The organism is Neorhizobium sp. AL 9.2.2 (assembly GCF_013317225.1).
Taxonomy (GTDB): Bacteria; Pseudomonadota; Alphaproteobacteria; order Rhizobiales; family Rhizobiaceae; genus Neorhizobium; species Neorhizobium soli.
Genome location: NZ_JAALXU010000009.1, coordinates 305104 through 328484, shown reverse-complemented (window position 1 = coordinate 328484; position 23381 = coordinate 305104). Strand labels below are relative to the sequence as shown.

Sequence of the window (23381 nt, the reverse complement as noted above, 5' to 3'; positions counted from 1 at the left end):
GCCAAGCCTGACCGATCGAACGGATAACCTTGCCGACGACCCGCCGCTTAATGCCGGTTTAAGGGTTTCAGGAGTAGGGACTTTGAGGCATTTGGATTAACGGATACGAGGCGGATTTTGAAATGGCGCATCGCTATATCGCACCGGCCATGTTCCTGCTTCTGCTTCTTTCCATGTGGGTGCCGGCCGAAGAGCTGAAGCTGCCCGCTTGGACGGAGCAGGCCCGTTATCTCGTCTTCCTGATGCTCTCCGGCTGGATCGTCGTGGTGGCGTTTATCAAGGTGGGGCTCAGGATCCCCTCCGGCATAGAATGCACCCTGCTTGCAGCGTTCCTGCTCTATGTCAGTTTTTCCGCGGTGTGGGGCGTGCAAAGTGCCGACAGCTACATCAAGGCAATCCTGATCTTCAACGCGCTGGTGACGTCGCTTGCGATCGCCAACACGCTGACGCTCGAACAGTCGCTGCGGGTCATGTTCGCGGCGCTCTCCACCTTCGTCGTGGTCTGCGTTCTGGTCGCGCTGCTGGTCCCCTCGATCGGTGTCGACAGCAGCTGGGAGCATGCGGGAAAGTGGCGCGGCATTGCCGGGCAAAAGAACGGGCTCGCAGCATATGCGGCCTACGCGCTGATCGCGGGCGTTGGTCTTCCCCTGCGCCAACGCGACACGCCGCTCGCGCAATGGGGCGCGCTTGTCGGTCGTATCGCAATGGTCGGGATCGCCTTGCTCGCGGTCTATATGGCAGGATCGCGCGGCGGCCAGCTTATTTCAGTTCTGGGCGTCGCATCGATTGTGATTTCCAGACTGCCAAAGCTCCTCCAGAGACTAGCACTGCTCACCGGTCTCCTGTTGGCGATACCGATCATCAATCTCGTCTCGACGACGTTCGTGGTTGATGCCGACAAGATCGGCGTTGCAGGCATCACTGTCGATACCAACAGCCGCATGAAGATCTGGAGCTACGGTTTCCGAGAATTGCAGGGACGCGAGATCTTCGGCTTCGGCCTTGACAGCTTCTGGACTCCGGAACGCCTGACGAGCTTCAAAAGCGTCTATGGCTGGGTGCTCGACAACTTCCACAACGGCTATATCACGCTCATCATCGAAGGCGGCATCGCCGGCTTCCTGCTGTTTCTCGCAGCACTGTCAGCGACCTATCTTCTGCTCGTCGTATCGGTCGGAAATGTCAGAGACAAGTTCATCGGCCTGTCGTTTGCCTACGTCAACATGTACACCGTCAACAACCTCGTCGAGAACGAAATCGGTCGGTCGACGTCTCTCCTGATCTTCATCTTTCTCATCCTTGTCTTCTCGATCAGGCGACAAGTGTACCAGCACTATCCAGGACTTCAAAAAGCAGACGCAGCCTATCTGCATGGCGGCGTCCGAGTTCATCGCGGTCGTTTGCCGGCATCAACGTGAGAAGTGAAATAGTACGTTTACGATACCCGCACAAATCATCGTTACTGTTGGAAACGATGCTGTTAGCCTATTGTTTAGACGAACAATCTACTATTGCCCCACCAATTAGGAGTTGAAATTGTCCAACCGAGCCAGGCAGCCGAGGCGTGTGCTTTTTCTGCAAACTCAGGCGGAATTGGCGGGCGCGCAGGAGATCTCGCGGCTTCTCGGCCTGGAGCTTTCGCGTAGGCAACTGACGGGCGTGCCGGAATACGAAACGCACCATCTTTTCCTGTACCGGAAGACCGATGGCTGCGATCACTTCCCCAATGTCCATTTTGCAGCACCCCGCAGGCCTGAAAGCCTTGGCGAATGTCTCGCCTTCGCGCGGAATTTTTTCTCCATCGTGCGCAAGATCAAGCCGGATACGATGTTGACCTTTCAGCACTACGGCAATGTGCTCGGTGCACTTGTCGGGCGGGCAATGGGCATTCCCTATATCGTCGCAAATCAGGTGTCCTCGCCAGCAACCGTGAACCGCTTTGTTGGCCTGGCCGATCGCATCCTCGGCACACTTGGTTTCTATGACGTGATAACCGTCAACTCCCATGCGACCTGGAATCACTTCCAGTCCTATGCACGAAGCTACCGCAAACGGCTGGTCCATATTCCGCATGGCTTTGCGCAGAAAACCACGTGGTTATCGAAAGAGAAGGCAAGGGACTGTTTCGATCTGCCCAAGGATGTGACGATCATGGGAACGGTCGCCCGGTTGCATCCTCTGAAGCGCATTGATCTGGCAATCTCAACGCTGCCGCATTTGCCAAATCTGCACCTGGCCATTGCCGGCCAAGGCCCACATAGAGAATGCCTCGAGGCTCTCGCCCATACGCTTAGCGTTGCAGACCGTGTCCATTTCGCAGGAGAGGTCAACCCGGAGCAGATCGGGACTTTCCTTGCGTGTCTCGACGTCTTCGCGTTTCCGACGGCCGCAGAGACATTCGGGCTTGCAGCCGTTGAGGCCGCGCAGGCAGGCGTGCCTGTCATTGCGAACGACCTGCCGGTGCTGCGCGAAGTCCTGCAGGTGGAGCGATCCGCCTGCGCCCTCTTCGTCGATGCCGAAAACACTGATAAATTCGTCAGCTGCATCGAGTTGCTGCTTGCAGACAAGGCGCTGTATGACCGGCTCTCTGCATCGGGACGCGAACTCGCCGAACGTTACTCTCTCAATCTGATGGTCAGCGAGTACACAAAGATCATCATCAAGAGCAACGGTGAAAAAGGGGCTCCCAGCCGCTCTTCTGCGTTCAAGACGTCGAGTTGAGGTCATGCGCCGCGCAAAACGTCCGCACCGCACGACTTCCAAGGAAATCCCAGTAATACGCAGTATCGTTCGAAAGCTAAGTATCGTGTTTAGCCTCTCTTGAGCTTTCCCTGTCTTTATCGTCACTATACGAGTGAACCGGAAAACCTATGGCCGAAAGCGCGCAGCGACGTCCGACACGTCTTCTCTTTATCCAGACGCAAGCTGAAGCAGCGGGCGCTCAGGAGATCACGCGCCTTCTCGCCGAACAGCTGTCGAAACCAGCGATTTCCGGACAGCCCGAATTCGAGGCGCATCACCTGTTCCTCTATCGCAAGACCAGCGGCTGCGACCACTTCGAAAATGCGCATTTTGCGGCAGATCCGAGACCGCAGGGGATTTCGCAGAACCTCGCCATGCTTCGTCGTCTGTCGCAGCTCGTGCGCACGATAAAGCCCGACGTGATGCTGACCTTTCAGCATTTCGGCAATGTTGTCGCTGCTCCGGTCGGTCGCTTGCTCGGTGTACCACTGATCATTGCCAACCACGTCTCACCGCAGGCGACGATTTCCTGGCCGGTCGCCCTCGTCGATAAGCTGCTTGGCCTTGCCGGCTGCTACGACGAGATCACTGTAAATTCGAAGGCCACCTGGCTGGACTACCAAGGACACCCGGCATCCTACAAGCGCCGACTGACCTATGTTCCGCACGGCTTTGCCGACAGAACCGTTTCGATGACGCAGCCGGAAGCGCGGGCAAAATTCGGCCTTCCAGCCGACGTCCCGATCATCGGAAGCGTTGCCCGTCTCAACGCCATCAAACGAATTGATCTCGCCATCAGATTGTTGCCGGTCATGCCGGATGTCCATCTGGCACTGGCAGGTCAGGGACCGGAGGCACCACGACTGCGAGCTCTCGGCGCAGAACTCGGCGTTTCGGATCGGCTTCATTTCGCAGGCGAGATGCCGTCCAGCGAAATCGGCGCCTTCCTGAAAAGCCTCGACGTCTTCGTTTTCCCGACGTCTGGAGAGACGTTCGGTCTCGCGCCGGTAGAAGCCGCTCAGGCCGGCATTCCGGTTGTGAGTTCCGACCTGTCCGTCATGCGAGAAGTCTTGCAGGTCAGGGGAGAGCCCTGTGCCCTTTTCGTCGATACGACCGATACGGCGTCATTTGCAAAAGCAGTTCGCGCTGTACTTTCCGATCCCGTTCTGCGGCAAAGGCTATCGGAGTGCGGGCAGCGGCTGCGCGAACAACACTCGCTCGATGCAATGGTCGACGGCTACCGGCGCCTGATCCGGCGACAGCCGAAAACATCGGAAGACAGGTTGCAGGCGTCCGGACAGCTTCAGAAATAAATGACGATGGACAGCGTTTCAAACTCCGTCGCTTCGCTGAACATCGAGATTGTGGCGGAGCGCTCGTCCACATCGGTGTGGATACAGTGGCTCTGCCGTCGGCTTGAGCAGCGCGCCGCCGGTACCACGGTGCGCCTTCAATTGGTCCAAGGGGCTGATCAGGCAGCGCAGCCTGCCCTCGAAAGCCTTTTGCAGCTTGAGAAGATGGTGCTTCGACGCCATCAGCCGTGCCTCTGCGACCGTATTGAGCCGGATGCGCTGGCGGACTGGCGAACCCGGTCAGACAACGCAGCTCCGGATATTGTCATCGACCTCACATCGAACCGGAGCGCATCCCCCCGATCGACACGGATCTATCGGCCGTTGTTCAACGGCCACGCCGGTGAATTCAGTCTCGCTTCGGCGCTGTTTTTCGAGGGAACACCGCATATCGAGATTGAGTGCACCCTGCCTTCCGGCGAGCGCTGGATTGTTGCCGATGGCTTTGCGTCCCTCGAAGCTGCGGTTGGTATCGGTGGCGCGATGGAAGCCGTTTGGTCACGGACAGCCATCCTTCTCATCAAGGCTTTGCCGGAAGAACCGCGTGCGCCGCGTATTGCAGACAACACGGCCCAGCCACACGCACGCGCTATCACCCGCAAAGCGGTGACTGTTCGTAGCGCCAAGATGCTGGCATCTGCCGCGGCCCGCGCTGCGTATCGGCTATGCTGCCACGCTCCCCACTGGCGCATCGGCTGGCGTCGGGTCGCCTCTGACAATGACGTTTGGCAACGACGCGACCTCGGCGGGACACCCTGGGAGGTTCTCGCGGACCCAATCGACCATTTTTACGCAGACCCGTTTCCGTTTCGTTGGCAGGGCAAGGACTATCTCTTCTTCGAGGATCTTGATCAGAAGACCCAGAAGGGCATCATCAGCGTCGTCGAGTTTGACGAACAAGGACGGCCGGGCCCAGCCATCCCTGTTCTGGAAGAGTCCTGGCATCTGTCTTATCCGTTCCTCATCGAAGCGGATGGTGAGATCTGGATGGTTCCGGAGGCGTCTCTCAGCGGCGAGATTTCCATCTACAGGGCAACGCGCTTTCCGTTCGGCTGGGAAAAACACGCGACACTCGTTTCCGGCATCGAGGCCGCCGATGCGACGATCATCCAGCACGCGGGAAAGTTCTGGATGTTTGCTGTGACAAGGGATGGTATCGGCGGCTATTCCGATACGCTGTGCTTATGGTCGGCGGAAACGCTTCTCGGCCCCTGGCGACCGCACGCCGTGAACCCGCTTGTCATCAACGACCGATCCGCGAGACCCGCGGGCAACATGATATGGCGCGACGGCAAACTGCTGCGTCCCGTGCAGGATTGCCGCAATGGCTATGGGGCAGCTTTGAGCATTGCCGAAGTGACGCGCCTGGATGACGAACGGTTCGATCAGGAGATCGTAAAGCACTTAAGCCCCGGCAAGCACTGGCCCGGCCGAAAGCTGCATACGTTGAATGGCAATGGTTACATGGAAGCGATCGACGGAAGCATTATCCGCCCGAAATGGTCGTTCGCGGCCGGCATCGTCGACAGCTTCTACAAACCTGTCGCGTGACGCGAGGCTCGTAATGAGCGCATCAATGACCTGCCTTTATCGGAAGTCAGCACCCGATCAATTCGAGTGGGTGAACAGCGCTCGAATGGCAGCCGGGTTTGACAGCAGATACCGCATCGTCAGCCGGCGCGGCTCATTATACATCCGGTAGGCCCATTCCAAACCGTACCGCTGCATCCACAACGGCGCGCGGGCGTTTTTCCCCGAGACGAAGTCGAACAGACCGCCTGATGTCTTGATCACACCGACAGATCGCAACCGGTCGATGTTCCGGCTGACAAAGGCCTGCTCAAGTGGAAAGCCCAACCCGATCCATAGAATATCGGGCTTGCTTGCCTGGATGTCGGCGATCACCGCATCCTCTTCGCCACGCTTGAAGTAGCCGTTTCTGCGCCCAGCGAATGTGAGGTTTGGATACCTGGTCCGCATTGCGGCGACTGCCTTGGCGTTGACCTCTTCGGTTCCGCCGAGAAAATAGAAACTGACACCTGCCCGCTCTGCCTTGACTGCCACGGAATGCACGAGATCGGTCGTCGCGATCCGTTCAGTTACAGGATGCGACGAAAACATTCTGGAATACATGATCATGGGCATGCCATCGGCGTGGATCTGGTCGGCTTCCAGCATCAACTCCTGGAAGTCGGCCTTCTTCGCGCACATCGCGATCACCTGTCCGTTTGCCGAGGTGGAATAGAACGGCTTGGCACTGCTGCCCCGGTGAAGGAGCGCTTCATCGATGAAACCCTGCGCCGCCTCATCCATGCTGCAGCGGACAACGGGAAGACCGCCAAGCAGCGTCGTGGGCCAGTGGCCCATCGTGCTTTCCTGCGCGTAGACGTCGCCAGGATGTAATGATGGCTTACCCATATCTGCCTCGTTTGGAAGGTCAGACCACGGCTTGCGGGGACCTTTCTGAGATGAGATATAGCCCTCGCCGTCCATCACTCAATTGATATGTAGTGCGATAGTTAATTCTGAAACAATGTCAGAACTTGTTGAAAAACAACGCGAATGAGGTGGTTGATATTCACTCAGATGCTTACCAAAAAGGACCATGCACGTGGGTGTGCGTTCCAATTCGGGACAACCTCGCCGTTCACCTGAAAAGCGTCGATCCATGAGAATCAGAGTGCTTGAACGCTGACCATACGGGGCCCCGAGACATATTCGCGCGGCATTCTCGGGAACCCGGTCGGTCGCAGGAGATCTCGATGACCGGATCGGTTTAAAGTCTGCCGGTGAACATCGATTTTCTACCGCAGAAGAAACGTCTTAACGGTTGCCGTTTCTGTACGCGTTCCGGCGGCTTTTCCGCTGCTGCTTCCGACGATCACGCGCGGTATAGACGACCGCCGCGACGACAATCGCGATTTCCGCGACAGCTGCCAGGCACCACATTGTGCTTCCCATGAACTCCTGCCCTTACGTTCAGACCATGCGCTTTGACCTTGGGCGATCATCCGAGCATTGCTCGTCTGAACAAACCCCAATGTCACTCCCCACTAAAGCGCGTGATACTTTCGATCGAGATAGATAAGCGACTGACCAGCCTTTGGCTGCACCGTGGTGAGCACTTCGCAGATCAGGATGTCATGCGTGTGACCGTCGGCAACGGACACAACGCGGCAATCGAAGCAGACGAGAGCGTCCTCGAGGGCCGGGCTGCCCGTTGTTAGCGGCGCCCAGGTTGCTCCGGCAAACCGTTCATCGACGGGCGTCTTGCCCCCGAAAAGCTGGCTGAGGTCTGCATGGTCGGCCGAGAGGACGTTGACGCAGAGGACGCCGTTTTCTTTAAGCGGCAAATAGGCGCTCGAGGTTCGGTTGAGGCAAACGAGAAGCGTCGGGGGACTGTCGGAAACGCTGCAGACTGCGGTTGCGGCAAATCCGGCACGGCCACCCGGTCCATCCGTGGTGACGATATGAACGGCGGCGCCTAGGCGCGACATCGCGTTTCGAAAGTTCATCCGTGCGTCAACGACTTCTGGATTAACGTCGAGCGCAGGGGCAGATGCATTCACGGACATGGCTATCTCAAAACTTTCAGCTCGAGCGTACAGATGAAATCAAACCCGGCTTAGAAAATCTACCACGAGTTTGTTGAATTTCGGTGCATCAACGATATTCACCGCATGTGCGCCGAAATCCAGCAAAGCGAGTTCGGCATTGGGCATCATCTTCGAAAGCCGTACCGAGCGGGTGTAGGGCACAAGGAGATCATCCTTCGTGGCGACCAGCAAGGTCTGATGAGTGATTTCGGCAAGCCGGTCGCCGATGTCGAAGCTTCTCAGAGCTGCAATGCGCCTCATGATGTTCTGCTCGCCCTGAAAATGGGCCGCTGCATGCGCCTCCTCGGCATTCATGCGTTCGGCGTTTTCAGACATCCAGACGGCCGGATAGAGAAACAGCGGTTGCGCCTTCACGAAGGCCGGGACGCCGGAGTTTTTGAGAAGCGCAATCCGCACGTCGAAACAGCGGCCGGAATGCGGATCGGCGTTGTCCCATGCATTGATCAGCACAAGCCTGTCGATCATCTCCGGCTGTCGTGCGGCGATTTCGAGCCCGATTAGACCACCAAGCGCATGGCCCATGAAGCTGAATGTCTTGAGGCCGAGCTCTTCCGCGAGCTCCAGGACGTCATCCGCCATGGCCGCGATGCCGCCTTGCTCGGGCACATCGCCAGGGGAACGGCCAGTTCCCAAGTGATCGTAGGTGATCACCCGGAAATGCTCGGAAAGCGCTTCGATCTGCGGCGTCCAGTAGGCGCCGCTGCCGCCGAGTCCGGAGGACAGGATGATGGTCGGCGCGTCCTCGCCCGACGCGCCGAAAATATCGTAGTGAACCATGCCGTTACTTGCCGATGTGGGCGACTGTGGCGATCTCAACCAGAGCGTCCGGCTTCACCAGGCCGCACTGAACGCAATACCTGGCTGGCTTGTCGCCCGGGAAATACTCCGCGTAGACCTTGTTCACGGCCTGATAATTCGCCCAGTCGGTGATGAAGATATGGTTCATCGTGACATCCTCCATCGTGCCGCCGGCGGTCTCAATGACGGATTTGATGACCTCAAGGACGTGACGGGTCTGTGCTCCGGCATCACCCACATGGACGACGTCGTTGTTCTTGTCGAAGGGCAAGGTCCCCGAGACGTAGACAATGCCGTCTGCCAGCGTTCCTGGCGAATAGGGCGCGATCGGCTTCTGGGTTCCTTCCGGCACGATGATCGACTTTGGCATTCCGTTCTCCTCTTTGTTTTTCAAGTTCACTTATCGGTGGGAGCGGCCTGACTGATGGCGCCGCAGAAATCATTGACGGTCGCGACCCAGCCGAAGAATTTCTCGACATTGTAGACGGTCGCCTGCTGGATGAAGTCCGGCCCCAGGTGATGGGTCGCATCTTCAAGCATCACACCGAAATATTCGAGGTGGAACGCGTCCCTCAGCGAGCTTTCGACGCAGACATTGGTGGCAATGCCGACGAAGACGAGATTGCGGATGCCGCGTGCGCGCAGCACGCTGTCCATGTTGGTGTTGAAGAAGCCCGAGTAGCGGGTCTTCGGCACAAGGATGTCGCCCGGCTTCGGCTGCAGCTCGTCTACGATCGCGTAATCCCAGGTGCCCTTGGCAAGCAGTTGGCCCTGCAGTTCCGGCCGCGCCCGCATAGTCTTCAGTGCATTCGACTTGTGCCAGTTGGGAGAACCGGGGCCGCCGGCTTCCACATAGTCCTTGTCCCAGCCGTTCTGGAAATAGATGACCTGCACGCCGTTCTCGCGCGCTGCATCCAGCGTCTTCTTGATATTCGCGATCGTGCCCTTGGCGCCGGCGATGTCGAAGCCGGCGAGATCGACATAGCCGCCTTCTGTTGAATAGGCGTTCTGCATGTCGACGACGACGACGGCGGTTTCCGATGGCTTCATCGAGATCGGTTCCGGTCGTGCGGGAAGCGTCACGCTTTCCAGACGGCTTGCTGGTGCCTGATATCCTGCGACACCGGTCATTCCGCAGCCTCCAGTTCCATCTTGATGTGCTGGCGGCTTTTCATCAGCGGCTGCACGAATTGTCCGAACTTTTCGATGCCTTCGAGAAAATCGTCGAAGGTCAGCATGACACCGCCGGTGCCCGGCACTTCGGCCATCTCGTCCAGCATCGCCGCAACCTCGGCATAGGAGCCAATGATCGTTCCCATGTTGATGTTGACCGCCGAAACCGGGTTTGCCATGTGGCGGACATTTGTGTCGGAGCCGGACTTGGTATCAACAGCGCTCTGAAGGCCGAGCCACTTGATCGCGTCCTGATCGGCACCGGCCTTGTAGTGCTCCCACTTGGCCCAGGCGTCTTCGGATTTCTCTTCGGCAAGAACCATGGTCAGCACGAACGAGCGCACATCGCGACCCGTCTTCTCCGTCGCGGCCAGCAGGCGTTCGTTGGTGGGCGCAAAGGCCTTCGGCGTGTTGACGCCGACGCCGAAGCAGAAGCTGTAATCGGCATATTCCGCCGAGAAGGCCATGCCGGCATTGGATGAGCCTGCGCAGATCACCTTCACATCCCCTTCCGGGATCGGCTTCATGCGGCAGTCGTCCATCTGGAAGTACTTGCCCTTGAGATCCGACTGACCGGTGGTCAGCAGTTCCTTCAGAACGGTGGTGTATTCGCCGAGATAGGCATAGCGATCGGCGAAATAGTCGTCGCCGGGCCAGAGCCCCATCTGGCTGTATTCGGGGCGCTGCCAGCCGGTGATCAGGTTGATGCCGAAGCGTCCGCCGGAGATGCTGTCGATCGTCGTTGCCATGCGCGCGACGATTGCCGGTGGCATGATCAATGTTGCGGCGGTGCCGAACAGCTTGATCTTGGAAGTGACGGCGGCAAGGCCTGCCATCAGCGTGAAGGATTCCAGATTGTAGTCCCAGAATTCCGTCTTGCCGCCGAAGCCGCGCAGCTTGATCATCGACAGCGCGAAATCGAAGCCATATTTCTCGGCCTTGAGCGTGATTTCCTTGTTCAGCTCGAATGACGGTTTGTACTGCGGTGCGTTTTCCGAAAGCAGCCAACCGTTGTTGCCGATTGGGATGAAGACTCCGACTTCCATATTCCGATCCTTCCATGCTGGATTTCCAGGCAATGCGATAAACAGAACGGACGCAAGCTACGTGCCATTTGTAGCCTCTCATAAGTTTCAATGACTTGCCAGACGGAGCCTCAAAGATATTTTATCGGCTGATAAATTTTTGACCATTTGATAAATTTTTCGGTGGGAGATCTGCCGAAGCCGTGAGCAGCAACAGCTTCGGCAAGCCCCGTTACAGTGCGGGATGCCGGTTGACGTCCTTGTAGAGCAGGTAGCGGAAGCGACCGGGTCCGCCGGCATAGCAGGCCTGCGGGCAGAAGGAGCGCAGCCACATATAGTCGCCGGCTTCCACCTCTACCCAGTCCTGGTTCAGGCGGTAGACGGCCTTGCCTTCCAGCACATAGAGCCCGTGCTCCATGATATGCGTTTCCATGAACGGGATCACCGCACCCGGCTCGAAGGTGACGATGTTGAGGTGCATGTCGTAGCGGATGTCGGAGGGATCGATGAAGCGGGTCGTCGCCCATTTGCCGTCCGTATCGGGCATCGGGTCGAGCACGCAGTCGTCCTCATGGGTAAAGATTGCCGGCGGCATGTCCAGACCATCGACCACCTGGAACGCCTTGCGAACCCAGTGGAACCGCACCGGAGCGCCACTACGGTTCCAGATCTGCCATTTCGAGCCGGCCGGAAGATAGGCAAACGACCCGGTCCGCAATTGGTTTTGCTGCCCATCCATCTCGATCGTCATCTCGCCATCCACGACGAAGATGGCGGCCGAGGCGCGCGGGTCGGGCTCGGGACGAGCGCTGCCGCCCTGCGGAGACACTTCCATGATGTATTGCGCAAAGGTTTCGGCGAAACCGGAGAGCGGCCGGGAGATGATCCAGGCCCGTGCGTTCTCCCAATGCGGCAGCATGCTGGTCACGATATCGCTCATGACCGTGCGCGGAATGACCGCATAGGCGGTGGTGAACACCGCCTTGCTGGTGAGAAGGTTCGTTTGGGGCGGCAGGCCACCCACATTCGAAAAATAACGGCTGGTCGTCATGCGCTGCGATTCCCCATGCTTGGCTTATGGCTCAGGTGTAAGCACGGTTTTCATCACGGGCAATATCCGTTTGCCGTCAGGTGACGGCGCCGACCTGCCATGGCACGAATTCGTTGTCGCCATAGTCGTAGATCTCGCTCACGGTCTTTTCGCCGGAGGCGACCGCGATCACATGCTCGAAAATCCGCTCGCCGGACTGCTCGATCGTCTCGTCGCCGGTGACGATCCCACCGCAGTTGATGTCCATGTCTTCCTTCATGTGCTCGTACATTTCGGAATTGGTGGCGATCTTGACGCAAGGGGCCGGCTTGAAGCCGGAAACCGAGCCGCGGCCGGTGGTGAAACAGATGACGTTGCAGCCGCCGGCGACCTGGCCGGTCACGGCGACCGGATCATAGCCGGGCGTGTCCATGAAGACGAAGCCCTGCTCTGTCACCGTCTCGGCAAACTCGTAGACCGCCTTCAGCGGCATGGAGCCACCCTTGGCGACAGCACCGAGTGACTTCTCGAGAATGGTCGTGAGACCGCCAAGCTTGTTGCCGTAGGAGGGATTGTTGTTCAGCTCGTCACCGTTGCGCGCCGTATAGTCGCGCCACCAATCGATGCGCGACAGAAGCTTCTGCGCGACCTCAGGTGTCGACGCGCGACGCGTCAGGAGATGTTCGGCACCGTAGATCTCAGGCGTTTCGGCAAGAACGGTCGTGCCGCCATTGCGGACGATCAGATCCGAAGCATGGCCGAGCGCCGGGTTTGCGGAAATACCCGAATAGCCATCCGAGCCGCCGCATTCGAGAGCAAGCTTCAGTTTGGACAGCGGCTGCTCCGTGCGCACCGCGGAATTCACCATGGGCAGCATTTCCTTGATGATGGAGATCGCGGCGTCGATCGTCTTCTTGGTACCGCCATGCTGCTGGATCGTCATCGTCCGCAGCCGCTCGCCCTCCTCCATACGGTAATGTTCGAGGATCGGTGCGATCTGGTTGGTCTCGCAGCCGAGGCCGATCATCAGGATTCCACCGAAATTGGGATGCCGGGCGTAGCCCTGGATGGTGCGGATCAGCAGGCGATAGCCTTCCGACTTGTTGTTGATCGCGCAGCCGCTGCTATGCGTCAGCGCCACGACGCCATCGATATTGCCGAACCCGTCCAACCCACCCATGCGGTTGAAATAGTCCGCAATGTAACGGGAGACGGTGGCGGAACAGTTCACCGAAGAAATGATGCCGATGTAGTTGCGCGTTCCGGCGCCGCCGAGGCCGCGATCGAAACCCATAAAAGTCCGGCGCTGCTCGAGCGGCAAAAGGGCGCGTTCGCCACCATCGACGCAAAACTGGTGCTCGTGCGTCGATGGGAGCATGGCCAGATTGTGCAGGTGCACGTGATTGCCGGGCGCGATGTCCTGCGTCGCAAGACCGATCACCTGACCGTATTTCTTGACTTCCTGGCCGGCCGCAATCGCCCTGAGCGCAACCTTGTGGCCACGGCCGATCAGATCGCGCGCCATTAAGGCCTCGATACCAACGGGCGAACCCTGCTGGATCGACCGGCGGGCAACGGCAACGTCATCGGCAGTATTGAGCACGATGACCGGGGATGTCATGTCATTCATAATGGACCTCCTCCCTGGAGGTATCAAAATCGGGGTTGGTTATGGTTTTCCGCTGCTAGTGGTCAAGCCAGCGGCGTTTCGATTCCTCCAGATGCATGCGCATCATTGCCTGGGCTAGCAGCCCGTCACGCGCCTCCAGCGCGGTCAGGATTTCCTCATGCTCCGCGAGGGCGCAACTCCATGTTTCCGGTGTTTCGAAATGCTCCCGAAGCTGGGCGGAAAGAGGGCTGTGCCGATCGTCAAACAGATCGCCGATGATGCGGCCAATGACACTGTTTCCCGACTGGGTGGCGATCGTCAGGTGGAACTGGCGATCCTGGTCGACCGGTTTGCGGCCTTCCTCTATCTCGATCGCCATCGCGTCGAGCGTCTGACGAAGCGTAGCAAGGGCCTCCGGCGTGATGCGCGCGCAGGCAAGAACGATGGCGGCACCCTCGATTGTCGCACGCGCCTGCATCAGCTCGGCCGGGCTCTCTCCCATGGACCCCGACCATGCAGCGCGCCGCTCGGCGGCCGGAACGACATAGACACCAGACCCCATGCGGATCTCGACAGTGCCGTCCAGTTCAAGCGCGATCAACGCCTCGCGTAGCGACGGGCGCGACACACCAAGCTGCTGCGCAAGCTCGCGTTCCGCCGGCAGGCGCTGGCCGAAACGAAACTGCCCATTCTGCACCAAGCCGCGGATCTGGTCTGCGATCTGTTGATAAAGCCGGCGTTCCGGGATCCGAATTCCGTTCATAAGCGCTCCAAAACTGGCCTTACCATATTGCCTGACCGTTGAACTGGCAAGGCCAATGACGACAGCTATATGTCCCGTAACGCTGAGAAAACACAAATTTCGCCCGTCGCCACGAAACTGGCTTGACCATTTTGGTAAGGCCGCCTAGCAATATTGGCCAGACCGGATGGGTGGAGCTGACCGGCAGTCGCAAGCTTGCGACAAGAGGAGGATGTGGAGGATGCAGACCGATCATTCGGTGCTCGAGGCGCGTTTGCGCCCGGCCGTTGGCGTGCCAGCAGCTGACGCGCTTCTGCGGCTCGACAACATCTCAAAGGAATTTCCGGGCGTCAAAGCTCTGGCCGACGTAAGCTTCGACCTTCGTCGCGGCGAAGTGCATGCCGTGTGCGGCGAAAACGGCGCAGGCAAATCAACGCTGATGAAGATCATCAGCGGCGTTTATCAGCCCACATCCGGAACCATCACCTACAAGGGTGAAGAGCGGAATTTCTCGTCGACGCGGCAGTCCGAATCCGCTGGCATCGCCATCATCCACCAGGAACTCAATCTCGTTCCGCATCTGACCGTCGCCGAAAACATCTATCTGGCCCGCGAGCCCCGCCGCGGCTTTCTGGTCGATCGCAAGAAGCTTCGGGCGGATGCCAAACGCTGCCTCGACCGGCTCGGTGTGGATATCAGCCCTGATGTCTCCGTCCGTGGGCTTTCCGTGGCGCAGTGCCAGATGGTGGAGATCGCCAAGGCATTGTCGCTGGATGCGGAAGTGCTCATCATGGACGAGCCGACCTCGTCTCTGACCGAGCAGGAAACGCGGCTTCTGTTCAAGGTCATCCGTGATCTCAAGGCATCGGGCGTGGGGGTCATCTACATTTCCCACCGGCTCGACGAGATGGCCGAAATCGTCGATCGCGTCACCGTCCTGCGTGACGGTCGTTACATCGCCACAGACGATTTTGCCGCGACGACCGTCGATGACATCGTCGCCAAAATGGTCGGCCGCTCGCTGGAAGAAAAGTTTCCCGACAGAACCTCGACGCCCAGTGACGACGTCATTCTCGGCGTGCAAGGTCTCAATCGCACCGGTGTCTTCAGCGACATCTCTTTCACGCTTCGCCGCGGCGAAATTCTCGGTTTTGCAGGCCTGATGGGTGCCGGACGCACCGAAGTCGCCCGCGCCATCTTCGGTGCCGATGCGATCGATGCCGGCACGATCACCCTGCATGGGCAGACCCTGTCGATCTCCTCGCCGCGGGACGCGATCGATGCGGGCATCGCCTACCTCTCGGAAGACCGCAAGGCGCAGGGACTGGCGATCAAGATGCCTGTTGATGCGAACATGACGCTTGCCAACATGGAAGCGCTCTCCGATCGCATGGGGCTGATCGATTTCAAGGCGCAGGACAAGGTCGCCAACGAGTATGTCGACCTTCTCAATATCCGTACGCCGTCGATCCGGCAGCAGGTGCGGCTTCTTTCGGGCGGCAACCAGCAGAAGATCATCATCGGCAAATGGCTTTTCCGCAAGTCGAAGGTCCTGTTCTTCGACGAGCCGACCCGCGGCATCGACGTGGGCGCCAAGCTCGCGATCTACAGGATCATGGACGAACTGGCGGCAAACGGCATCGGCGTTGTGCTGATCAGTTCGGAACTGCCCGAAATCATGGGCATGACGGACCGGGTTGCGGTCTTTCATCATGGCCGGATCACCGGCGTGCTGGAAACGGCAAAGACCAACCAGGAAGAAATTATGCGCTACGCCTCCGGATACAGCCGGACATCAGGTGCGGACGCTGGCGCAAGGAGCAAGCATGGCTGATATTACCGAACCCTCGAAGTCGCGCAGTGTTTCGCTGAGCGACCGGCAAAAGGACATCATCCAGAAGTTTGCCGCACTCGGCAGCCTGTTCGTTCTCGTGCTGGTGTTTTCCTTCAGCAGCAATGCCTTCTTTACCGTCAACAATGCGATGACGATCGCCTTGCAGGTCACTTCGATCGCGCTTCTCGGCATCGGTGCCACCTGCGTCATCATTACCGGCGGCATCGATTTGTCCGTCGGCTCCGTGCTCGCGCTGGCAGGCGTCGTCGCGGCTCTCTGCGTGAAAGAGCTCGGTCTGCCGGTTCCACTCGGCATGTTCGTCGGCATTCTCGTTGGTAGCCTGTGTGGCCTGATCAACGGCATTCTGGTAACCCAGATGAAACTGCCGCCCTTTATCGCGACGCTCGGCATGATGCTGATCGCCCGCGGCGTGGCACTTCAGATTACTGGCGCCCGCGCAGTTTCGGGCCTCGGCGAATCCTTCGGCGTGCTCGGCAACGGCTCGTTGTTTCGCGTCGTCACCATCGGCGACGATGGCTTCCCGACGGTGGTCTTCCCGGGCATTCCCTATCCGGTCATCCTGATGATCGTGATTGCGATTGCCGTGTCCTTCATGCTGAACCGCTCCGTGCTTGGTCGGCATATCTATGCGGTCGGTTCGAATGCGGATGCAGCCCGGCTGTCCGGCGTCAATGTCGCCCGCGTCACCAATTTCACCTACATATTGTCAGGCACGCTCGCTGGTTTGACCGGTTGCGTGCTGATGTCCCGCCTCGTGACGGCGCAGCCGAACGAAGGCGTGATGTACGAACTCGATGCCATCGCCAGCGCCGTCATCGGCGGCACCTCGCTGATCGGCGGTGTCGGCACGATTTCCGGAACAGCAATCGGCGCCTTCGTCATCGGCATCCTGCGCAACGGGCTTAACATGAACGGCGTTTCCGCCTTCACACAACAGATCATCATCGGCCTCGTCATCCTGATCACCGTCTGGATCGATCAATTGCGCAACCGCCGGTGAAGAAGGGTGCGGACCCTTTTCCGCGATAATGGGGGTGGGAGTTCCCCCGGGACGGCGAAAACGCCGTCCGTTTGAGGAGGATTGAACATGAAGAAACTAGCAACCGCGTTGCTTGCTTCGGCGATGATCTTGGGTGCGGCCTCTGCACAGGCAGCCGAGATCGCCGTCATCGTCAAGACCGTCAACTCGACCTTCTGGCAGAACGTCCAGAAGGGCGCTGATGCCGCTATGAAGGAAGTCGGCGCCGGGAACACGATGACCTTCCAGGGTCCGGCATCGGAATCCGCCATCGCCGACCAGGTCAACATGGTCGAAAACGCCGTCAACCGCGGCGTCGCCGGCATCGTACTTGCGCCGTCCGATCCTGACGCGCTGATCCCCGCCGTCAAGAAGGCCTGGGAAGCCCGTATTCCGGTCGTGATTGTCGACTCGATGCTGAGCAAAGGCTCGGAACAGTATTACCAGTCGTTCCTTGCGACCGACAACAAGACCGCCGGCGAACTGGCTGCCAAGGCGTTGATCGAGAAGGTCGGCAAGGAAGGCAAGATCGCCGTCATGTCCTATGTGGCAGGCGCCGGTTCCGAAATCGGCCGTGTCGGTGGTTTCACCGATTATATCAAGGCAAACTCGAAGCTTCAGATCGTCGGCCCGTTCTACTCGCAGTCGCAGATGGCGACGGCGCTGAACCAGACCACGGACGTTCTGGCCGCCAATTCCGACCTCAAGGCCATCTTCGGCGCCAATGAGCCGACGGCGATCGGCATGGGCCGCGCCATCAAGCAGTCCGGCAAGTCGGGCAAGCTTGTCGCGATCGGTTTCGACGGTAACCAGGACCTGCAGGAATTCGTCAAGGACGGCACGCTTCAGGCGATCGCAGTCCAGGGCTCGTTCCAGATGGGCGATCTCGGCGTCAAGACGATCTCCAAGCTCCTGAAAAAGGAAAAGGTCGAGAAGTTTGTCGATACGGGTGTCGTCGTCGTCACCAAGGACAACATCGACAAGCCGGAAGCCAAGAACGTTCTCTACTAAGCCTCCCCGCCTCGATACGCGTCGCGAATGGCGCGTATCGTCTTTCTCTGCAGTGATAAAATGAAGGTTGCCCGATGAACGCCAGTGATACCCGCAAATTCCCGCGTGTCGATTTGGATGTGACGCTGATCGGCCTCGGCTGCGCCCAGATGGGCAACCTTTATCGCGTCACGCCCTATGCGGAATCCGCCGGCGCTTTTAAGTCCGCGTGGGATGCCGGTATCCGCTATTTTGATACCGCACCCTTCTACGGCTTCACCCGCTCCGAACGCCGCCTTGGCACGATGCTGACCGATCTTCCCCGCGAAGACTATGTTCTGAGCACCAAGGTCGGGCGCGTCATGACGCCGGATGAGACGGTTGGTCCGGAAGAGGACGGCTACGCCGAACCCCTGCCCTTCCGTCCTGTCTACGACTACAGCTATGACGGCATTCTGCGGTCCTTTGACGCAAGCCAGCAGCGCCTTGGGATTCTGAAGCCGGACATCCTCTATATTCACGATATTGGTCGCATGACGCATGGCGACCGCCACGATCACTACTGGCAGCAACTGACCGATGGCGGCGGTTTCAAGGCGCTGGGCAAATTGCGGGATGAAGGGTCGACCAAGGCTGTCGGCCTCGGCGTCAACGAATGGGAAGTCGTCGCCGACGCGATGAAGGTTTTCGACATCGATTGCACGATGCTGGCCGGTCGCTACACGCTGCTCGAACAGGACAGCCTCGCCTTTATGAATGAATGCGCGAAGCAAGGTGTGGCGATCGTTGCCGCGGGTCCGTTCAATTCCGGGCTGCTCGCCGGAAACAAGAAGTTCAACTATACCGAAGCGCCCGCCGAAATCCTCGCCCGCGTCGATCAGTTGCGCGCGGTCTGCGAGGAAGAAGGCGTGACCCTTCAGGCTGCGGCACTCCAGTTTCCGCTGGCGCATCCGGCGGTCGCGACGATCGTCTCCGGCGCCCGCAATGCCGAACAGATCACCTCGAATGTCGACTGGTTTGCCGAGGAAATCCCTGCATCCTTCTGGTCGCGCCTGAGGGAAAGCGGACTTCTGACCGAAGGTACCCCTCTACCCGGCATCGGAGCCTGATCGATGCGGATCGATGCCCACCAGCATTTCTGGCGGATCGCCGACCGGGCAGGCCAATGGCCGGGGCCCGAGCTTGCGGCCATTCACCGGGATTTCCTGCCGGACGATCTGCGGCCGTTGCTGGAAGACGCCGGCATCGATGGCACCGTGCTGGTGCAGACGATGGAGACGCAGGCAGATACGCAGTTCATGCTGCATCTCGCCGACAACCACCCTTTCATCCTGGGCGTGGTCGGCTGGACGGATTTGAAAGCATCGGATGTCAGTAAAAACATTGGAGAGCTCGCCAGGCGCCGCAAGCTGAAGGGTTTCCGCCCGATGCTGCAGGACTTGGCTGATAACCGGTGGATCGACGATCCCACGCTCGACGCCGGTATCGGGACGATGATCGAACACGACCTCGTCTTCGATGCGCTTGTGCTTCCAAGGCATCTGGCACCGCTTTGCAACTTTGCTCGGCGCCATCAGAAACTTCAGATCGTCATCGATCACGGCGCCAAGCCGCCGATCGCCGAGGGACGGTTTATCGACTGGTATGCCCGCATGAAAGCGCTGGCGGCCCTGCCGAACGTCCATTGCAAGCTATCGGGCCTTCTCACCGAAGCGGGAGACCAGAAGCCGCAATCCGTGCGCCCCTATGCGGAAACGATCTTCGACCTGTTCGGACCGGATCGCGTCATCTGGGGCAGCGACTGGCCGGTCCTAAGGCTTGCCGGGGAATACGGTGCGTGGCTCCGGCAATGCCTGGACATCGTTCCGGCAGAGCACCATTCGTCCGTCTTCGGCGGCAATGCCAAACGTTTCTATCGACTGAAAGAGATCTAGGATGCTGACTATCATATGCGATGAACCGGGCAAACTTTCGGCGATCGAGCGAGACAAGCCCGCACGTGGCGAAGGCGAGGTGCTTCTGAAGGTCCGCCGTATCGGCGTCTGTGGTACCGACCTGCATATCTTCACCGGCAACCAGCCCTATCTTTCCTATCCGCGCGTCATGGGTCACGAACTCGCGGCAACCGTCGAGGAAGCGCCTGAGGGAAGCTCGCTTCAGGTCGGCGATATCGTCTCGATCATCCCCTACATTTCCTGTGGCCACTGCAATGCCTGCCTGAAGGGCAAGACCAACTGCTGCCGCAATATCGGCGTGCTCGGCGTCCATCGCGATGGCGGCATGACGGAATATCTGAGCATTCCCGAGCAGTTCGCGGTGAAGGCAGACGGACTGACGCTTGATCAGGCGGCGATGGTCGAATTTCTGGCGATCGGCGCACATGCGGTCGCCCGCGCACGGGTCGAAAAGGGTCAGAAGGTTCTCGTCGTCGGCGCGGGCCCGATCGGCCTGTCGGTCGCGATTTTTGCGCAGCTCGAAGGCGCGGATGTAACTGTCATCGACGGTCGTGAAGACAGGCTGGAGTTCGCCAAGAGCCAGTTGGGCATTACGTCCACGGTCGCGCTTTCCGCTGACGACACCGACCAGCTTTCCGCCATCACCAACGGCGACTTCTTTGACGCAGTGTTCGACGCGACCGGCAACCCGAAGGCGATGGAGCGCGGCTTCTCCTTTGTCGGACATGGCGGCACCTATGTCCTGGTGTCGATCGTCTCCAGCACGATCGGCTTTTCGGATCCAGAGTTTCACAAGCGCGAAACCACGCTCCTCGGCAGCCGCAACGCGACGATTGCGGACTTCGAGCGGGTGATGGACGCGATGCGCGCCGGCCAGGTACCGGATGCCTTGATTTCGCACCGCATGCACCTTTCGGACGTGCCGGACCGGTTTTCCAAATTGACGGACCCCGCGCAGGCGGTGGTCAAGGCGCTCATTGAAGTCGCCTGAGGAGTAAGTCATGCAGCGCATGGGAATGATGATCGGCGTGCAGCCGGAGATGCTTGCAAAGTATCGGGAACTGCACGCGGCGGTATGGCCGGAAATCCTCGACTTGATTTCCCGCTGCAACATCAGGAACTATACGATCTTCCTGCGCGAACCGGAAAACCTCCTGTTCGGCACATGGGAATATCACGGCACCGATTTCGCGGCAGACATGGCGCGGATGGCGGCCGACGAGAAGAACCAGGAATGGTGGGCCTTTACCATTCCCTGCCAGAAGCCTTTGGAAACGAGGGCCGAGGGCGAATGGTGGGCGATGATGGAAGAGGTTTTCCATCATGACTGACATGCAGAGAGGAGAGTTGAAGTCGATGGCAAATCTGAATGGCAAGACAGTTCTGATCACCGCGGCGGGTCAGGGGATCGGCCGCGCCAGTGCGCTTGCCTTCATCGCGGCAGGCGCCAAGGTTCATGCCACCGACATCAACGAGACGGCTCTTTCCGAGTTGCCGAAGCTCGACAATCTGACGACGGCAAAGCTCGACGTGCTGAACGAGGACGCGGTCAAGGCCTGCGTCTCTGATATCGGTCAGGTCGATGTGCTCTTCAACTGCGCCGGCGTTGTGCACGCCGGTTCGGTGCTGGAGATGCCGGATAGCGATCTCGATTTTGCCTTCGACCTCAACGTACGCGCCATGATCCGCACGATCCGTGCCGTGCTGCCGGGCATGCTGGAGCGCAGGGATGGCGCGATCATCAACATGGCCTCGGTGGCTTCCAGCGTGAAGGGCGTGCCGAACCGTTTCGCCTATGGTGTGACCAAGGCAGCTGTGATCGGACTGACCAAATCGGTCGCGGCCGATTACGTGACGCAAGGCATCCGCTGCAATGCGATCTGCCCGGGCACAGTGGAAAGCCCGTCGCTTCAGGACCGCATGCGCGCCCAGGGCGATTACGAAACGGCCCGTGCTGCCTTCATCGCCCGCCAGCCGATGGGCCGTCTTGGATCGCCGGAAGAGATCGCCGATCTCGCCGTCTATATTGCCACGGCCACCTATACGAGCGGACAGGCCTTCGCCATCGACGGCGGCTGGACCATCTGAGCCTTTCAATCCTCTGCCGTCCTTTACGGCGCACCACCCGATCATCTTGAACCGCCGACCAGCGGAAGGAATAGCTATGGCCAAAGTTATCGATATGCGGGTTGTCGACCTGCGCTTTCCGACCTCTCAGAGCCTCGACGGTTCCGACGCCATGAACCCGGATCCGGATTATTCGGCAGCCTACGTGATCCTCGAAACCGACGATCCGGCCCTTGAAGGACACGGCCTGACCTTCACGATCGGCCGCGGCAACGACATCTGCTGCATGGCGATCGAGGCGATGCGCCATCTCGTGGTCGGCGCCGATACGGAGGTGATGAAGGCCAATCCGGGTAAATTCTGGCGGCACCTGACCGGCGACAGCCAGTTGCGATGGATCGGCCCGGACAAGGGCGCCATGCATCTTGCGACCGGCGCCGTCGTCAACGCCTTCTGGGATCTGCTCGCCAAGGAAGAAGGCAAGCCGGTCTGGCGGCTTGTGGCGGACATGTCGCCGGAAGAAATCGCCGATATCATCGACTATCGCTATCTGACCGACGTCCTCACACGCGACGAGGCTCTTGCCATTCTCAGAAAAGCCGAGGCAGGGAAGCCGGAACGGATCGCCAATCTCGAAAGCAAGGGCTACCCCTGCTACACGACCTCCGCCGGCTGGCTCGGCTATGATGACGAGAAGCTGCGCAGGCTTTGCCAGGAAGCGATCGACGCCGGTTTCGATCATATCAAGATGAAGGTCGGACGCGACCTGGAAGACGACATTCGCCGCCTGACCATCGCGCGCGAGGTGATCGGCCCCGACCGTTACCTGATGATCGATGCCAACCAGGTCTGGGAGGTCGACCAGGCGATCGACTGGGTCAACAAGCTCGCCTTCTCCAAGCCCTTCTTCATCGAGGAGCCGACCAGCCCGGATGACATTGCCGGTCACCGCAAGATCCGCCAGGCGATCGGGCCGGTGAAGGTCGCAACCGGCGAGATGTGCCAGAACCGTATCATGTTCAAGCAGTTCATAGCAGAAGGTGCGATCGATATCGTGCAGATCGACAGCTGCCGCATGGGCGGGCTGAACGAGGTGCTTTCCGTCCTATTGATTGCCGCCAAATATGGCCTTCCGGTCTGGCCGCATGCCGGCGGCGTCGGCCTTTGCGAATATGTCCAGCATCTTTCGATGATCGACTACGTTGCGGTTTCCGGCACGATGGAAGGCCGCGTCATCGAGTATGTCGATCACCTGCACGAGCATTTCCTCGAACCCTGCGTCATCGAGAACGCCGCCTATATGCCGCCGAAAATGCCCGGCTTCTCGATCGAGATGAAGGCGGGGACGCTGGAGGAATTCCGCTTCGGACGTTGAGGGCGCCGGCGGTCTCTGTTACTCCCGGGTGAT

Annotated in this window: 22 protein-coding genes; 13 read left to right on the top strand and 9 right to left on the bottom strand. The window is 59.3% G+C overall.

All coding sequences use genetic code 11. The features are described from left to right. The first annotated feature begins 122 nt into the window (after positions 1–122). From G6K99_RS19210 to G6K99_RS19195, 4 genes are all read left to right on the top strand, one after another. Complete coding sequence (locus tag G6K99_RS19210) at positions 123–1418, top strand: O-antigen ligase (RefSeq protein ID WP_174197510.1); 1296 nt, start codon at positions 123–125, stop codon at positions 1416–1418. A 118-nt stretch (positions 1419–1536) separates the two neighbouring features. Continuing rightward, a complete protein-coding gene (locus G6K99_RS19205; RefSeq protein WP_244631536.1) occupies positions 1537–2721 on the top strand; it encodes a glycosyltransferase family 4 protein in 1185 nt (394 codons plus the stop codon). 149 nt (positions 2722–2870) lie between these two features. Beyond that, complete coding sequence (locus tag G6K99_RS19200; protein WP_174197508.1) at positions 2871–4055, top strand: glycosyltransferase family 4 protein; 1185 nt, start codon at positions 2871–2873, stop codon at positions 4053–4055. 6 nt (positions 4056–4061) lie between these two features. Beyond that, a complete protein-coding gene (locus G6K99_RS19195; RefSeq protein ID WP_174197507.1) occupies positions 4062–5645 on the top strand; it encodes a hypothetical protein in 1584 nt (527 codons plus the stop codon). A gap of 57 nt (positions 5646–5702) precedes the next feature. On the opposite strand, the gene G6K99_RS19190 is transcribed toward G6K99_RS19195, so the two are convergent. The 9 genes from G6K99_RS19190 to G6K99_RS19150 all read right to left on the bottom strand — a co-directional run bounded on the left by G6K99_RS19190 (position 5703) and on the right by G6K99_RS19150 (position 14109). Next, positions 5703–6512, bottom strand: coding sequence for a WecB/TagA/CpsF family glycosyltransferase (locus G6K99_RS19190; RefSeq protein ID WP_371816247.1), 810 nt, complete (start codon positions 6510–6512; stop codon positions 5703–5705). 635 nt (positions 6513–7147) lie between these two features. Further along, positions 7148–7669, bottom strand: coding sequence for a flavin reductase (locus G6K99_RS19185; protein WP_092664216.1), 522 nt, complete (start codon positions 7667–7669; stop codon positions 7148–7150). A gap of 39 nt (positions 7670–7708) precedes the next feature. Further along, positions 7709–8488, bottom strand: a complete 780-nt coding sequence (gene rutD / locus G6K99_RS19180) for a pyrimidine utilization protein D (RefSeq protein WP_174197506.1) — start codon at positions 8486–8488, stop codon at positions 7709–7711. A gap of 4 nt (positions 8489–8492) precedes the next feature. After that, positions 8493–8879: a pyrimidine utilization protein C gene (gene rutC, locus G6K99_RS19175; protein WP_062458958.1), complete on the bottom strand. Its 387-nt coding sequence runs from the start codon at positions 8877–8879 to the stop codon at positions 8493–8495. A 26-nt stretch (positions 8880–8905) separates the two neighbouring features. Further along, positions 8906–9640, bottom strand: coding sequence for a pyrimidine utilization protein B (gene rutB, locus G6K99_RS19170; protein ID WP_113165116.1), 735 nt, complete (start codon positions 9638–9640; stop codon positions 8906–8908). Further along, complete coding sequence (gene rutA, locus G6K99_RS19165) at positions 9637–10728, bottom strand: pyrimidine utilization protein A (protein ID WP_062458952.1); 1092 nt, start codon at positions 10726–10728, stop codon at positions 9637–9639. The genes rutB and rutA overlap by 4 nt, the downstream gene beginning before the upstream one ends. Before the next feature lie 211 nt (positions 10729–10939). Beyond that, positions 10940–11758 (bottom strand): bifunctional allantoicase/(S)-ureidoglycine aminohydrolase, encoded by an 819-nt coding sequence (locus tag G6K99_RS19160; protein WP_174197505.1) that lies wholly within the window; start codon positions 11756–11758, stop codon positions 10940–10942. A 76-nt stretch (positions 11759–11834) separates the two neighbouring features. Then, entirely contained in the window at positions 11835–13367 is a 1533-nt protein-coding gene (locus G6K99_RS19155) for a UxaA family hydrolase (protein ID WP_174197504.1), read from the bottom strand. A gap of 55 nt (positions 13368–13422) precedes the next feature. Beyond that, positions 13423–14109 (bottom strand): FadR/GntR family transcriptional regulator, encoded by a 687-nt coding sequence (locus G6K99_RS19150; protein WP_062458943.1) that lies wholly within the window; start codon positions 14107–14109, stop codon positions 13423–13425. A 220-nt stretch (positions 14110–14329) separates the two neighbouring features. Here G6K99_RS19150 and G6K99_RS19145 point away from each other — a divergent pair, with 220 nt between their 5' ends. The 9 genes from G6K99_RS19145 to G6K99_RS19105 all read left to right on the top strand — a co-directional run bounded on the left by G6K99_RS19145 (position 14330) and on the right by G6K99_RS19105 (position 23348). Beyond that, entirely contained in the window at positions 14330–15922 is a 1593-nt protein-coding gene (locus G6K99_RS19145; RefSeq protein WP_174197503.1) for a sugar ABC transporter ATP-binding protein, read from the top strand. Beyond that, entirely contained in the window at positions 15915–16943 is a 1029-nt protein-coding gene (locus G6K99_RS19140) for an ABC transporter permease (RefSeq protein ID WP_062458936.1), read from the top strand. The genes G6K99_RS19145 and G6K99_RS19140 overlap by 8 nt, the downstream gene beginning before the upstream one ends. Positions 16944–17030: 87 nt before the next feature. Then, positions 17031–17972 (top strand): ABC transporter substrate-binding protein, encoded by a 942-nt coding sequence (locus G6K99_RS19135; RefSeq protein ID WP_062576463.1) that lies wholly within the window; start codon positions 17031–17033, stop codon positions 17970–17972. Positions 17973–18046: 74 nt separating this feature from the next. Continuing rightward, positions 18047–19060: an aldo/keto reductase gene (locus tag G6K99_RS19130; protein ID WP_174197502.1), complete on the top strand. Its 1014-nt coding sequence runs from the start codon at positions 18047–18049 to the stop codon at positions 19058–19060. Positions 19061–19063: 3 nt separating this feature from the next. Beyond that, positions 19064–19885 (top strand): amidohydrolase, encoded by an 822-nt coding sequence (locus G6K99_RS19125; RefSeq protein WP_174197501.1) that lies wholly within the window; start codon positions 19064–19066, stop codon positions 19883–19885. A gap of 1 nt (position 19886) precedes the next feature. After that, positions 19887–20897, top strand: coding sequence for a zinc-binding alcohol dehydrogenase family protein (locus G6K99_RS19120; RefSeq protein ID WP_174197500.1), 1011 nt, complete (start codon positions 19887–19889; stop codon positions 20895–20897). Between the two features lie 10 nt (positions 20898–20907). Next, on the top strand, positions 20908–21237 hold the full coding sequence (locus G6K99_RS19115; protein WP_113110060.1) for an L-rhamnose mutarotase: 330 nt from the start codon (positions 20908–20910) through the stop codon (positions 21235–21237). 25 nt (positions 21238–21262) lie between these two features. Then, on the top strand, positions 21263–21994 hold the full coding sequence (locus tag G6K99_RS19110; protein WP_062576470.1) for an SDR family oxidoreductase: 732 nt from the start codon (positions 21263–21265) through the stop codon (positions 21992–21994). Between the two features lie 76 nt (positions 21995–22070). Beyond that, entirely contained in the window at positions 22071–23348 is a 1278-nt protein-coding gene (locus G6K99_RS19105) for an L-fuconate dehydratase (RefSeq protein ID WP_174197499.1), read from the top strand. Positions 23349–23381 lie beyond the last annotated feature (33 nt).